Source organism: Acinetobacter sp. BIGb0196 (assembly GCF_011759595.1).
GTDB lineage: Bacteria > Pseudomonadota > Gammaproteobacteria > Pseudomonadales > Moraxellaceae > Acinetobacter > Acinetobacter guillouiae.
Map to the genome: position 1 here is coordinate 1452587 of NZ_JAAOZA010000001.1, position 13494 is coordinate 1466080.

12 protein-coding genes and 2 pseudogenes are annotated in these 13494 nt (G+C 38.6%); 6 read left to right on the forward strand and 8 right to left on the reverse strand.

All coding sequences use genetic code 11. The annotated features are described in order from the left end of the window. Nucleotides 1–235 precede the first annotated feature (235 nt). The 4 genes from eat to FHR28_RS06535 all read left to right on the forward strand — a co-directional run bounded on the left by eat (nucleotide 236) and on the right by FHR28_RS06535 (nucleotide 5222). Nucleotides 236–1666, forward strand: coding sequence for an ethanolamine permease (eat, locus tag FHR28_RS06520; RefSeq protein WP_105714103.1), 1431 nt, complete (start codon nucleotides 236–238; stop codon nucleotides 1664–1666). Between the two features lie 2 nt (nucleotides 1667–1668). Continuing rightward, nucleotides 1669–3051: an ethanolamine ammonia-lyase subunit EutB gene (locus FHR28_RS06525; RefSeq protein ID WP_105714104.1), complete on the forward strand. Its 1383-nt coding sequence runs from the start codon at nucleotides 1669–1671 to the stop codon at nucleotides 3049–3051. Between the two features lie 15 nt (nucleotides 3052–3066). Beyond that, nucleotides 3067–3882 (forward strand): ethanolamine ammonia-lyase subunit EutC, encoded by an 816-nt coding sequence (eutC, locus tag FHR28_RS06530; RefSeq protein WP_166782215.1) that lies wholly within the window; start codon nucleotides 3067–3069, stop codon nucleotides 3880–3882. A 470-nt stretch (nucleotides 3883–4352) separates the two neighbouring features. After that, nucleotides 4353–5222 carry a metal-dependent hydrolase gene (locus tag FHR28_RS06535; RefSeq protein ID WP_004724615.1) on the forward strand — a complete coding sequence of 290 codons (870 nt, stop codon included), beginning with the start codon at nucleotides 4353–4355 and terminating at the stop codon, nucleotides 5220–5222. A gap of 168 nt (nucleotides 5223–5390) precedes the next feature. On the opposite strand, the gene FHR28_RS06540 is transcribed toward FHR28_RS06535, so the two are convergent. The 7 genes from FHR28_RS06540 to FHR28_RS06570 form a co-directional block, all read right to left on the reverse strand. Then, nucleotides 5391–6137, reverse strand: a complete 747-nt coding sequence (locus tag FHR28_RS06540) for a hypothetical protein (RefSeq protein WP_166782216.1) — start codon at nucleotides 6135–6137, stop codon at nucleotides 5391–5393. 116 nt (nucleotides 6138–6253) lie between these two features. Further along, nucleotides 6254–6613: a cupin domain-containing protein gene (locus tag FHR28_RS06545; protein WP_105714108.1), complete on the reverse strand. Its 360-nt coding sequence runs from the start codon at nucleotides 6611–6613 to the stop codon at nucleotides 6254–6256. A gap of 76 nt (nucleotides 6614–6689) precedes the next feature. Further along, nucleotides 6690–7238, reverse strand: coding sequence for a GTP cyclohydrolase I FolE (gene folE, locus FHR28_RS06550; protein ID WP_171064926.1), 549 nt, complete (start codon nucleotides 7236–7238; stop codon nucleotides 6690–6692). A 126-nt stretch (nucleotides 7239–7364) separates the two neighbouring features. After that, the gene (locus FHR28_RS06555) at nucleotides 7365–8066 is read right to left on the reverse strand and encodes a Smr/MutS family protein (RefSeq protein WP_166782217.1); all 702 of its coding nucleotides are present in this window, start codon (nucleotides 8064–8066) and stop codon (nucleotides 7365–7367) included. 192 nt (nucleotides 8067–8258) lie between these two features. Next, nucleotides 8259–9065 carry an indole-3-glycerol phosphate synthase TrpC gene (gene trpC / locus FHR28_RS06560; RefSeq protein WP_166782218.1) on the reverse strand — a complete coding sequence of 269 codons (807 nt, stop codon included), beginning with the start codon at nucleotides 9063–9065 and terminating at the stop codon, nucleotides 8259–8261. Between the two features lie 18 nt (nucleotides 9066–9083). Beyond that, complete coding sequence (gene trpD, locus FHR28_RS06565) at nucleotides 9084–10130, reverse strand: anthranilate phosphoribosyltransferase (RefSeq protein WP_166782219.1); 1047 nt, start codon at nucleotides 10128–10130, stop codon at nucleotides 9084–9086. 18 nt (nucleotides 10131–10148) lie between these two features. After that, a complete protein-coding gene (locus FHR28_RS06570) occupies nucleotides 10149–10733 on the reverse strand; it encodes an anthranilate synthase component II (protein ID WP_166782220.1) in 585 nt (194 codons plus the stop codon). A 353-nt stretch (nucleotides 10734–11086) separates the two neighbouring features. Here FHR28_RS06570 and FHR28_RS06575 point away from each other — a divergent pair. Together FHR28_RS06575 and FHR28_RS06580 are read left to right on the forward strand one after the other, a co-directional pair. Further along, nucleotides 11087–11359 (forward strand): annotated as a pseudogene (locus FHR28_RS06575) (phage minor head protein); the annotation flags it as partial. Between the two features lie 50 nt (nucleotides 11360–11409). Further along, the gene (locus FHR28_RS06580) at nucleotides 11410–12075 is read left to right on the forward strand and encodes a hypothetical protein (protein WP_166782221.1); all 666 of its coding nucleotides are present in this window, start codon (nucleotides 11410–11412) and stop codon (nucleotides 12073–12075) included. Here the strand turns inward: FHR28_RS06580 and FHR28_RS06585 are convergent. Continuing rightward, nucleotides 12061–13101: pseudogene (locus FHR28_RS06585) on the reverse strand (IS481 family transposase). The gene FHR28_RS06580 and the pseudogene FHR28_RS06585 overlap by 15 nt on opposite strands. Nucleotides 13102–13494: the final 393 nt, after the last annotated feature.

Genomic DNA, 13494 nt, shown 5'->3' on the forward strand with positions numbered 1-13494 from the left:
ATAAATTTCATTATTTTTCTTTTAATTATTCAATTTTCAATAACTTTTTCCGATTCTCTATGATGTGGGCTATTCAACTTTTCTCCTACCTTTGTTTGATAGATTCATTTAAAAGCAGTTTTTAACAACTGACAAGACGTGATGTTCATGGGATTGAACAAAAAACATTGACGTCATCCAAGGAAAGGCACTTTTTTTGCTTATACAAAAGAAGGCAAATTAAAAAGGAACGATGATGGACGCTCGAAATGAACAATCAACTATCGTAAAAACAGAAGATTCCAAAGAATATTTTGCTCAACGAGAATTAAAAAAAGGTGCTGTTGGCTGGTTACTCTTGGTCGGTTTAGGGATTGCCTATGTGATTTCAGGTGACTTTGCTGGATGGAACTTTGGTATCGCACAAGGTGGTTGGGGCGGTATGTTTGTCGCAGTGATTTTTGCTGCGATTATGTATTTATGTATATGCCTTTCGATGTCAGAAATGTCGACCATGCTTCCTACAGCAGGTGGTGGATACAGTTTTGCTCGTATGGCCTTTGGACCATTTGGCGGTTACTTAACAGGAACAGCGATTCTGATCGAATACGCCATCGCTCCAGCAGCAATCGCGACCTTTATTGGTGCATATTGTGAATCCTTGTTTGGAGTGGGTGGATGGTTAATTTATTTAATCTGTTATTTGGTTTTTATGGGGATTCATTTAAAAGGCGCAGGTGAAGCACTTAAAATCATGTTTGTGATTACTGCAATCGCAGTGGTTGCAGTGGTGGTATTCCTTGTCGCGATGATTCCTCACTTTAACAGTGCCAATCTATTCGATATTGCAGTTGACTCATCTAAAGCCGGTGCGAGTAGCTTTTTACCCCAAGGTTATATAGGAATCTGGGCAGCAGTACCGTATGCAATCTGGTTTTTCCTTGCTGTAGAAGGTGTTCCTTTAGCTGCTGAAGAGGCTAAGGATCCGGCTCAATCATTACCACGCGGTTTGATTGGTGCAATGCTGATCTTGGCTGCTTTTGCTATCTTGATTTTAATATTGAGTGCAGGTGCAGCAGGTGCAAGTGTCCTTAAAGATTCAGGTGCACCTTTGGTGGATGCGCTGGTTAAAGTATATGGGCACGGCATGTTGGCGAACTTTGTAAACTTTGTTGGCTTAGCTGGTTTAATCGCGAGTTTCTTCTCGATTATCTATGCCTATTCGCGGCAAATTTTTGCACTTTCTCGTGCGGGTTATTTACCTACGTCTTTATCATTGACCAACAAAAATAAATCGCCATATTTAGCCGTGATTATTCCGGGGATTATTGGCTTCTTATTGTCATTGACCAAACAGGGTGATTTACTGATTTTGATTGCGGTATTTGGTGCGACGATTTCTTATGTTTTAATGATGATGGCGCATATCAAATTACGTATTTCACAACCTGATGTATATCGTCCATATCGAACACCTGGTGGTATTTTTACTTCCAGTATTGCGTTGATCTTATCAATTGTCGCCGTGGTTGCGGGTTTCCTTGTCGATCCTAAAGTCTGGTTTATCGCTTTGGGTATCTATGTGGTCTTCATTGTCTATTTTCTTGTTTATAGTCGTCATCATCTGATTTCAGGCACACCAGAAGAAGAATTTGCCAGCATTAAGGCAGCAGAACAGGAATTATAATTATGAGTTATCGTTATAGCGTTGCTCAGCAACAATATATTTTCCAAGATTTAAAAACCTTAATGGCTAAGGCTACTCCATTACGTTCTGGTGATGAGTTGGCAGGTGTTGCTGCCAGTAATGCAACGGAACGTGTGGCAGCACAGATGGCTTTGGCAGAAGTCCCGTTAAAAACTTTTTTAAATGAGACGGTTATCGACTATGACAAAGACGATATTACGCGTTTAATTATTGATGAGCATCGTGCTGATTTGTTTGCGCCAATTGCGCACTTTACTGTGGGTGATTTTCGCAATTGGTTGTTGAGTGAAGATGCAACTTCTGAAAAATTGGCCAATTTAGCCATGGGTTTAACGCCAGAGATGGTTGCTGCTGTGAGTAAAATTATGCGTAATCAGGATTTAATTTTGGTTGCAAGTAAATGTGAAGTGGTGACGCAATTTCGCAATACGATTGGTTTAAAAGGTCATTTATCAACCCGCTTACAACCAAATCATCCAACCGATGATGTATTGGGTATTTCGGCCAGCCTATTGGATGGCTTGATGTATGGTAATGGTGATGCTGTGATAGGAATTAATCCTGCCACAGACAACTTACATAATTTGTCAGAGTTATTGAAGTTACTCGACCATATTATTCAAGAATATGAAATTCCTACGCAATCTTGTGTGTTAACCCATATCAGTTCTGGGATTCAACTTGCAGAACGTAATATTCCAATTGATTTAATGTTCCAATCCATTGCGGGTACGCAATTGGCCAATGAAGGCTTTGGTGTTACCTTGGATTTACTTCAGGAAGGTTATGAGGCGACTTTAGCACTCAACCGAGGAACAATCGGTAAAAATGTCATGTATTTTGAGACTGGACAGGGCAGTGCCTTATCCAGTAATGCGCATCATGGTGTGGACCAGCAAACTATTGAAGCACGAGCTTATGCCGTGGCACGTAAATACAATCCATTATTGGTCAATACTGTGGTTGGGTTTATCGGTCCAGAGTATTTGTATGACGGGAAGCAGATTATTCGTGCAGGGTTGGAAGATCACTTCTGTGGCAAATTACTCGGTGTACCTATGGGTTGTGATATTTGTTATACCAACCATGCTGATGCAGATCAAAATGACATGGATGTGTTACTCACGCTATTTGGTGCTGCGGGAATTAACTTTATCATGGGAATTCCAGGTTCGGATGATGTGATGTTGAATTATCAAACCACATCATTCCATGATGCTTTATATTTACGCCAGTTAATGGGATTAAAACCTGCCCCTGAGTTCTCGGCTTGGTTAGATCAGCAAGGAATTTTGCACCAAGAACAACGGCAAATTCATTGGCCAAGCAGTATGCCAAAAAACTTTGCTAAATTATTATCATAAAAAGGAGAGTAAACCATGAAACTCTCAAAACTTGAAACTTTTCCAAATGGCTTTCATGAAGATCCTTGGCATAAGTTAAAACAATATACTGATGCTCGTATTGCGATGGGAAGAGTAGGATGTAGCATTCCAACTCAAGAACTGCTTAAGTTTCAACTCTCTCATGCACAGGCCAAAGATGCTGTTTTTCACCAATTAGATACTGAAAATATGCAAGCTCGGCTTAGAGATTTAAAATTTGAAAGTCTCATTGTGGAAAGTAAAGCAACCGACAAAGAAGTATATTTAAAGCGTCCTGATTTGGGCCGTGAGTTATCGGAACAGGCTCAAACTCAACTCACGACTTATGTCCAACAGCACCCACAGCAATATGATGTATGTATCGTGGTTGGTGATGGCTTATCTGCACGTGCAATAGAAGAGAATGCCATTGCCTATATCAATTCCTTACGTGAACATATTGATGCTGAAGGCTGGAAACTGGCGCCAATTGTACTTGCTACAGGGAGTCGTGTGGCATTAGGCGATGAAGTGGCGGAAAGTTTTAATGCACCCTTATTGATTATGTTGATTGGCGAACGGCCGGGTCTAAGCTCACCTGACAGTATGGGGGTGTATTACACTTGGAAAGCGCGAAAAGGCAGTATGGATTCAAGCCGAAACTGTATTTCCAATGTACGACCTGCAGGGCTGAGTATTCAAATTGCCACACAGCGTTTAATGGCGTTGATGCGGAATTCATTTAAATTACAACTTTCAGGGGTCGATTTAAAAGATGACCACGTTGTTCCATTACAAAGCGATGAGCATCATAAAAAATTATTATTCTAATGGCTAAATTTTTTATATCTTGAACAAAGCAGTGCCTTGATGTTTAAGGCACTGCTTTGTAAATACTAGAGTATTTGTTCAAGCTTAAGTGTTGTGAAAACCTTTAATTTTAAAAAATAAATCAAAAACTAAATGTACTTCTCTGAAATATCTTACATTTAATTTCTGTTATGACTCGGCGTTTTTTATTGAATATGCTTGATGCGGCATTTCAGCAAAGTCTATTTTGAACTGAAAAAGACATTTGGACGATCCACTTTTTACACAGTTTAGATCATGCTGTTGATGGTATCGCAAACATATATCGACATACTTTGAGAAACTTATTCGATCGAACTATCAGAAAAAGGGATGCAATGACATGTAAATGAGTCGAAATGACCTATGGAATTATACCCAGTTAAGTAAAATTCTAATAAGCGCACCAGCTAAATTAAAAAAATGATAATCAGCCAGAGGCAGGATCAACCATGGGCATTTTAAAAAAATTTATTAAATCGAGTGTGTATCATGAGCCATTACCTATTCGCCGTGATGTCAGATTTAATTTACCCGCAGAGCGAATCGCAGATTGGCATACCGCCGCAGGTCCAATTTTTACCGCATTGCTAAATACGTTTTCTATTGTCTTGCCTATTGGCGAACGCTTCTTTATTGATGCGGTAAGGGCACATCGTGATTTAGTCCAAGACCCAGAATTACAAAAAGCGGTGACGGCTTTTATTGGTCAAGAAGCAATGCATGGACGTGAGCATGAAGAATATAACCAAGCCTTATTTGCACGCTCACCGATTGCACCAAAATTTGAAGCATTGGTTTTAGAGATTTTTGGTCTGCTTAAACAGCATTTACCTGCATATTTTTGGCTCAGTGGAACAATTGCATTAGAACATTTTACCGCTTTATTGGCAGACTCGGTATTACGAACACCTGAATTATTTGAAGGCGCTGAAGAACATTATGCCAATATCTGGCGTTGGCATGCTTTTGAAGAAACAGAACATAAAGCTGTTGCTTTTGATGTATGGAATACCGCAATGGGGCATGGTCCTTATGCCTATGCTGTTCGTAGTTTTGGATTGGTGGTCGCAACGATTGTGTTCTGGGGCTTAGTGATTCCTGTATTCTTGACCATTGTTAAAGGAGAAGGGAAGTTAAGTGATTTATCCAGCTGGAAAAAGACCTATCATTATACCTTTGGCGGCATTGGTGTATTGAGAAAGCAATTGGGAAATTATATCGATTATTTCCGTCCAAACTTCCATCCATGGGACCATGAGAATCGTCAATACATGCAACAAATGGAACAATTGATTTATCAATTGGCTGAAAAAAAATAATCAAATATCATATTTAAAGGATTGGCTGTGTGTTTGTGATATATCGCACAGCACATGATTTTGAACAGCTTATCGAGTAGATCATCATGGTGATTTACTCGACTAGCTTTAAATCTGTATGAATTAGAAAACTTGAGAAAAATGATTCAACTCAATCATTGATACAAACTATTTAAATAATGTGCCTGCTTGAGAAAGGATCTTTTTGCCTTTTTGAGTGACTTCTAATGTGACATCTGCTGTTTCATTTGAACCTAAAACATTACGATAAACTACATATTGATATGTACCACTGTTAAAAATGTAGTGGTGATCGCTGCCTGAACCATCCATTTCAACACGACCTTGATTTAAAATCAGATCAGGTTTTGTCGCTTGGGACTGTTTTGTTCCCCAAGATGCATAACGGTATTTACCATTGGGCATAGCATCTATACGCACTTGAAATTTGGCTGTTTTAAACTGTAATTCAGGTGTTTTAAAATTTTTAAGTGATGAATGTAATTGATTTTTCTGTTGTGAAATCAATTGCGCTTTATATTTTTGTTCAGCATCACTACTGTAGTTGATGGCTTTAATTTTATGACCATCTAACCATATTGTGCCGCCATTGAGCATCACACCACGCCAACCCATACTTTCCCATTGTGATGGTTTTGAGTTGGCGATCTCTTGAATAAGTTGAGTATCAAACACTTGGTTAAAGCGTTGTTTCATCTGGGGTGCATTGGCAATACTTGGGATGGGTTCTTCACGATGTAAGGGATAGGTAATGTTGTTTGAAATCGCGGTGATATTTTTATTTTTAAATAATTTAATGACACTTTGCACATCTTTTAATTCGTTGGCATTTAGATTGTCGGCAAAGGCGCTAGTGGCAGTTAACGCTGAAATCAAGATCAGTAAATTTTTCATTTAAAATATGGTATAAGGCTGAGATAATTTAAATCATATAGTTTTAAGTGGACAATAAGCGAATGTTTTACAAATATAAGCTATAGGAAAGCAAAAAAATCACAAGTTTTACTGATTCAAACTTCAACCACAACAAAATATTTTTTAACTGCTTCAATCACTTCAAATGTACCGATAAATGAAGGTGGGATAATTCCTGCTTCACCAGCTTTAATTTCTACAAATGATGATGTGTTTTTATCATGCAAACGTACAGTACCTTCAATTAGCTGAAAAAATTCCTGTTTATTGTCTGCAAATTGAATATCCCATGCACCGACCTCGCATTGCCAAATACCACAATTCATATTGGGATGTTCATACAAACTTTGCGTGAGTCGTTTGGGATTTCCTTTAACCAATCGCTCTGCACGAGGATAATCGATAGTGGTTTCACTGTGCGTTAAACCATGACCTGCCAACCAAATTAAAGACATTGTAAAACCCTATCGTAAAATAAAGCCTCAATAAAATGAGGCTTTGCTATTTATATTGCTTTTTGAATGATTAGTCTTAATGCGCTTCAGGCACGGCAGATAAAAACTCACGACGTGCTTCTTTATCTGTTTTAAAATCACCGACAAATGACACGGTACGTGTGGTCGATTCTTGTTTGCTGACACCACGCATCATCATACACATGTGAGCTGAATCAATCACCACCGCAACACCACGTGCTTGAGTAACTTCAGCCACTGCATCTGCAATTTGCTTGGTCAACTGTTCTTGAATCTGTAAACGGCGCGCAAACATTTCTGTGATACGGGCAAATTTAGACAGTCCTAAAACATTGCCAGAAGGGAGATAGGCAATATGTACACGACCATGAAAAGGCAATAAATGATGCTCACATAACGAATAAAATTCGATATTCTTTACCAAGACCATTTCATCATTATCAGAAGGGAAGACCGCATTATTGGTCACTTCTTCCAGCGTTTTGCTATAGCCAGACGTCAAGTACGAAAAAGCTTTAGCCGCACGCATAGGCGTATCTTTCAGACCAGGACGGTCTAAGTCCTCGCCAACGGCAGTTAAAATATTCGCGTAGGATTGCTGCATAGACATAAAACGTGTTCACTTATACGGTTTGAACAAGGACGGCATTGTATCAGAAAAATGAATAATATTTTCTAATTACAAGATAAACCGACACTTAAGAGAGTTTTGATCATTTAAAACAAACGATCATGGATTTCCATTTGATTTTGGATTTCTTTCAGCACGTTTCAGTAAAACCAAAACTGCGCCTGTGCCACCTTGTTTTTCAGGAGCACTGACAAAAGCTAAAACATCACGATGTTGACGAAGCCAGCCATTCACATAAGTTTTGAGTATGGCTTCTGGACCTTTGCCATGGACAATTTTAATGACATTTTGGTTTTCATCTTTTGCCATTTGAATGATTTGCAATACAGCAGAGCGTGCTTCTTCAACAGTACAACCATGTAAATCAACAGCTTCAAACCAGCGTAGATTACCAGCTTTTAAGTCTTCAAAAACTTTATGTTGTAGTGTTGCGATGCGATAGCTTAAAGCCGCCTGACTTGCAACAGGATTTAAGATCGCTTGAGTATCTGACAATTCTGCATCATTAATTTCAAATGCACCTTCAGCCGCCGCGCGTTTGGCAAGGGTTTTTGCATCTGGTTTTTTGCGCAATTCACTACGCTCGATTTTGGCAATATTGCCGTTATCGAGTTTGGTTACACCGCCGAGTGCGGTTTTAAACAAATCAGCATCATCTAACTCTTTAGGTGCTGTTACTTGTGCATTCTTACTTTCAGGTTGCACTGCAACTTTTGAAGAATGCGGAGGAGTGATTTGTTTTTTGAATTGTTTTAATAAATCAAGCTGTGATTTAGAGAATGTGGAATCAGATTTACTCATAATTGCAAAAAACAGTAAATGGACGGTATTAGGCGCTCAGTATAGTCTGAATCTTGTCAAATTTGAACTGAATTGAATTCACACCGTTATATCTGCGTTGATCGTGACTTGAATGTTGGGAATTTCAAAATTTAAAGGGGGGAGTGGGGAAAGATAAAAACAGGGTGAGCGAACTCACCCTTTGACTTTTAATTACACTATTTCAGGCAGACCAAACAACGCATTAAATGCATGATCAGGGCGTGGTTGCTTCATAAAGCTTTCACCCACAAGGAATGAATGAATATCATGCTCTTGCATCATGCGCACATCATCTGGCGTTGCAATACCACTTTCAGTGATCAGTAAACGTGATGGTGGAAGTAACTTCTTCAAACGCAATGAGGTATTTAAATCGACATCAAAGGTTTTTAAATTACGGTTATTCACACCCAGTAAACAACGCTCTGAAAGTTGCAATGCACGTTCCAGTTCAGCTTCATCATGAACTTCAACCAAAACATCAAGGTTCTGCTCAAATGCGGTCTTTGACATTTCTTCAAGTTGTTGATCTGACAAACAAGCCACAATCAATAAAATACAGTCGGCATGTAAAGCACGTGCTTCGATAACGCCGTATGGATTAATCAAAAAATCTTTACGTAGTGCAGGTAATTCACAGTGACTACGGGCGATCTGAATATTTTCATCAGCGCCTTGAAAGAAATCTAAATCTGTTAAAACAGATAAGCAGGCTGCACCGGCTTGCTGGTATTGTTGAGCAATTTCAGCAGGGTTAAAGTTTTCACGAATCACCCCTTTTGATGGCGAGGCTTTTTTAATTTCAGCAATTACACCTGGGCGTTTGCTGTATAAAGATTTTGCAAAACCACGCACAGGCGTTGCAGCTTGGGCAAGCGCTTCAACATCGTTTAAACTACGTTGTTTTAAACGTTGAGCAAATTCTTCGTATTTACGATCAACAATTTTACCCAACATTGTATTGGCAATATCCACCATGATAACGTCCTCTAATCCTTAAGCTTCATACTCTTTGAGTGTTTTGGTAAATTCAGACAAAATGCCCATTTTTTCTAAAGCTTGCCCACCATAGATAATATCATGTGCTAAAGCGACACCTTGTTTATAACTCTTGGTCAGACCTGAAACATAGATACCAGCACCTGCATTTAATGCCAGCATACTGGCTGCTTTTTCACCTTTTGCTGATTTCTTCTTACCGAGTGCATCTTTGATTAATGCTAGGCTCTCAGCAGCACTATCAACAGAAAGACCAGTTAAGGTTTGAGATTCAATATCTACATCTTCTGGTTGAATCATCCATTCCGTGATTTCACCATTTTTTAATTCAGCAACATAAGTTGAGGAAGCCAAACTGATTTCATCTAAGCCATCTTTAGAATGAACCACCATGACATGTTCAGCCCCCAGTTGTTTTAAAACTTCGGCCAATGGTCGACACAATTCTGTAGAAAATACACCAATCACATAGCGACGTACCCCAGCCGGATTCGTAAGCGGGCCAAGGAGATTGAAAATACTACGGAAGCCCAATTCTTTACGAGGAGCAGCCGCATATTTCATTGCTTTGTGATGATTTGGGGCAAATAAGAAGCCAACCCCCATTTCACGGATGCATCGTTCTGTCTGGTGCATATTTAAATCAAGGTTAATCCCAGCCTGTTCTAAAAGATCAGACGAGCCTGATTTAGAAGAAACACCACGATTTCCATGTTTTGCAATAGTTGCACCTGCTGCCGCAATAACAAATGAAGAGGCAGTAGATACGTTAAATAGGTTTTGTCCATCACCACCCGTGCCAACAATATCAATTAAATGCGGGATATCACCCACATCAATTTTAATTGCAAACTCACGCATTACACGTGCGGCAGCGGTGATTTCGTCAATACTTTCACCTTTTAAACGAAGTCCCATCATAAATGCACCAATTTGGGCATCTGTGGCTTCACCACGCATGATGGTACGCATCACTTCTTCCATTTGAGGTTGAGTGAGTTCGATATTTTTAGTGATGTTATTTAAAGCTTGTTGAATATTCATTATCTTGTACTACGCATATTAAGCATAAATTTCTAAAAAGTTTTTAAAGATCTGATGACCATGTTGACTCAGAATGGATTCTGGATGGAACTGCACGCCTTCAATTGGCAATGTCTTATGTTTGACACCCATGATTTCTTCGATACAACCATCTGCTTCATTGGTCCAGCAAGTGACTTCCAGACATTCAGGCACACTGGCTTGATCAATCACGAGTGAATGATAACGTGTTGCTGAAAATGGAGAAGGTAAGTTGCTGAAGATCCCTTGGTCACTATGATACATGTCAGATAAACGACCATGCATCACCGTTTTGGCACGCACAATTTCACCGCCAAAAGCCTGACCAATTGCTTGGTGACCTAGGCACACACCGAGTGTTGGAATTTTTCCTGCAAAATGCTGAATTGCAGGGATAGAGATTCCTGCTTCAGAGGGTGAGCAAGGACCAGGACCAATCACTAAGTACTTTGGTTGCCATCGTTCGATATCCTCTAAGGTCACGGCATCATTGCGAACAACTTTAACGTCTTGGTTTAACTCGCCAAAATATTGGACAATGTTATACGTAAAGCTATCGTAATTATCGATCATTAGAAGCATATTGATATTAACCTATAGAAATTTATCAATTTATTTTGTTTGGTGGTTTTGGATACCCGTTAGGTTCCCCATTTTGAAAAAACTACCTAGTTACAGCACAAAATAAAAAAAGCCTGCTAGGTGCAGGCTATGATATCAGATTCTTGTTTAAATTCTTCCACTTTTTGCTTTACATAGGATCACACTAGAACACATCTTTTTCTGAAATTCGATTCGGTTGTTTGATATTTTCTTTTTTAATTTCAGAGTAAAATTTTTTCTGACCATATCCGCCCAGTCTTCAATATATTGACCACACATTTTTTCAAGTGATTTGCAGTTATTTCGGTTAAGAATCATTGGCTTTTATCTTGCTTGGACAAGCTACAGCATATCGGGTGTGCTTAATTGCTACAGATCAAATGGGGGAAGATTAACCTAATATTAATAAGCAACGGCAGTTGGCTTTAGGTGTTGAATCTTATAAATGGCAAATTGTGAAGGATGATCGTGTGCGTTTAGATCACCAACATAAGCATGATAAAAGCTTCCGTTGGGATGCACCGCCTAGTGGTGGACATCTTGGTGAAGCTATTTGCTGTCGGTGTGTAGTGTTGCCAAATTATGATGATATTTGGGTAGATTAACTGTATATTTTGTAAGGTCAATTTTGAATTTTACATAAAAAAGTTTAACTATGAATATTTACAAAAATCTTTTAGTTTCATCGACTATTTTTATTTCAATTTCTTGTTTTGCGATACCCGACTTTAAAGAAAAAGATATACAAACTAGAACGGAACCGCAACTTGATAAATTTCTAGGCAGGAAAATGGACTTTTCAAACGGCTTATTGTTTAAAGATGAAGTACTTTCTAATATTGAATTGGGCGATGACAGTAAAAGAGTTGTATTGAACAAAGATAAAATGGATGTAACTTTTTTTACAGATCCTAAAGATAATTTTAACAAAATCAAGGCGAATATTGGCTTAGATTTCTATGTTAATGATATTAAACAACCTGGTGAATATAACTTAAATTTACATTGCCCTGTAATTCAAGAAAAGTATATAGAAGATAAACTTTTACATAATGAACAGGTAAAAAATCATGAAAAAATATTAACGTATAATTTAATTTTTAACATCCTAGAGAGCAAAGTTGTGGATCAGGGTTCTTTCTCTTTCAGTTTTAGTCCTAATGATGTTAGCCTACTTAAAATAGAAGAGACAGACACTGATAAAGAGCAATTAAGATTGGAGCATACTTCACCAAATAAAGAACTTTTAAGTGTACTAGCTCAAACCAGATCTGACAGTTACCCATTTTTTAGTGTGCCTGTCAGGTTAAATTTGAGCTAAATTCTTCTCAGCCCAAATTCGCTTCCCATCAAGTAATGTTTCCAGTGGTGTGCGACCACAGCACATTTTTCCCTGATGAGTTCGTTCAGTATTATAGAATTTTTGCCAAACGTCTAGATCAGCTTGTAATTCCTCTAATGTATTATAAAGCTTCTTCCTAAATGTAATTTGATAAAACTCCTGCAAGATCGTCTTATGGAAACGCTCGCATATTCCATTCGTTTATGGGGATGCTGCTTTTGTTTTGGTGTGATCAATATCATTGATGGCTAAATATAGCTCATAATCATGTTGTTCAACCTTACCGCAATATTCAGTACCTCTATCTGTCAGGATACGCAGCATTGGTAGATCCTGCGACTGATAAAATGGTAGTACACGATCATTTAACAGATCTGCCGCTGTAATCGGTGTTTTCGTTGTATAGAGCTTGCAATGAACGACTTTGCTGTAGGTGTCGATGAAAGTTTGTTGATAGATTCGACCGACACCTTTCAGATTGCCAACGTAAAATGTATCTTGGGCTCCAAGATATCCTGGATGGTGTGTTTCTATTTCGCCACAAGCAACATCATCTTCATGTTTACGCTCAAGTGCAGCAATCTGATGATCATTTAACTCAAAGCCATCTTGTGCCACTTTGGCTTCTAAGGCTTTCAATCGCTTTTTAAAATTCTCTAAATCGTGGCGGAGCCAAATAGATCGAACCCCGCTACCTGAAATGAATACACCATTTTTACGTAACTCATTACTACTGCGGTGTTGACCATAAGCTGGATATTGGATTGCGAAATCAATAACGGCTTGTTCTGTGGCATCGTCTACACGATTCTTAAGATTCGGTACTCTTCGGGATTTATTGATGAGTGAATCAACATCACCTGATTCAACGAGTTCCTGATAACGGTAAAAGGTATCTCTAGAGACACCCATGACTTTACAAGCTCTGGATACATTCTGAAGTTCTTCAGCTAAATTGAGTAAGCCTACTTTGTGTTTGATGATTTGATTGTTAGTATGCAACATAAGAAAGTTACCTTTGTTTGATTAAGATTCGACACCTTTATCAAAACGGGTAACTTTCTCTTTTTCAAGATCAATGTCTGATCAGATCGGAACTAATACAGATTAACATAAAGGTGCTGTTCGTTTCTTTGTAATTCTTCATTGGATGGAGAGGTGTGAAATTAATTGCTGTACTTCTATTTACTATTACGAACAGCCTTAGAGAGGGCAAGGTATTCTGTGTAGTTAAGTGTAGGGGCTAAAAAACCAGTTTTAAATTCTACATGCCATGCTTTGTATTTGTAACCTATAGGCTTCCATGGTGATGAGGTATTAGACCAATATTCACCATCTCCCAAACTAACCAACCAAAAGTGGGTTAGTGTGATTAACAGGTATTCACAATCTAAGTAT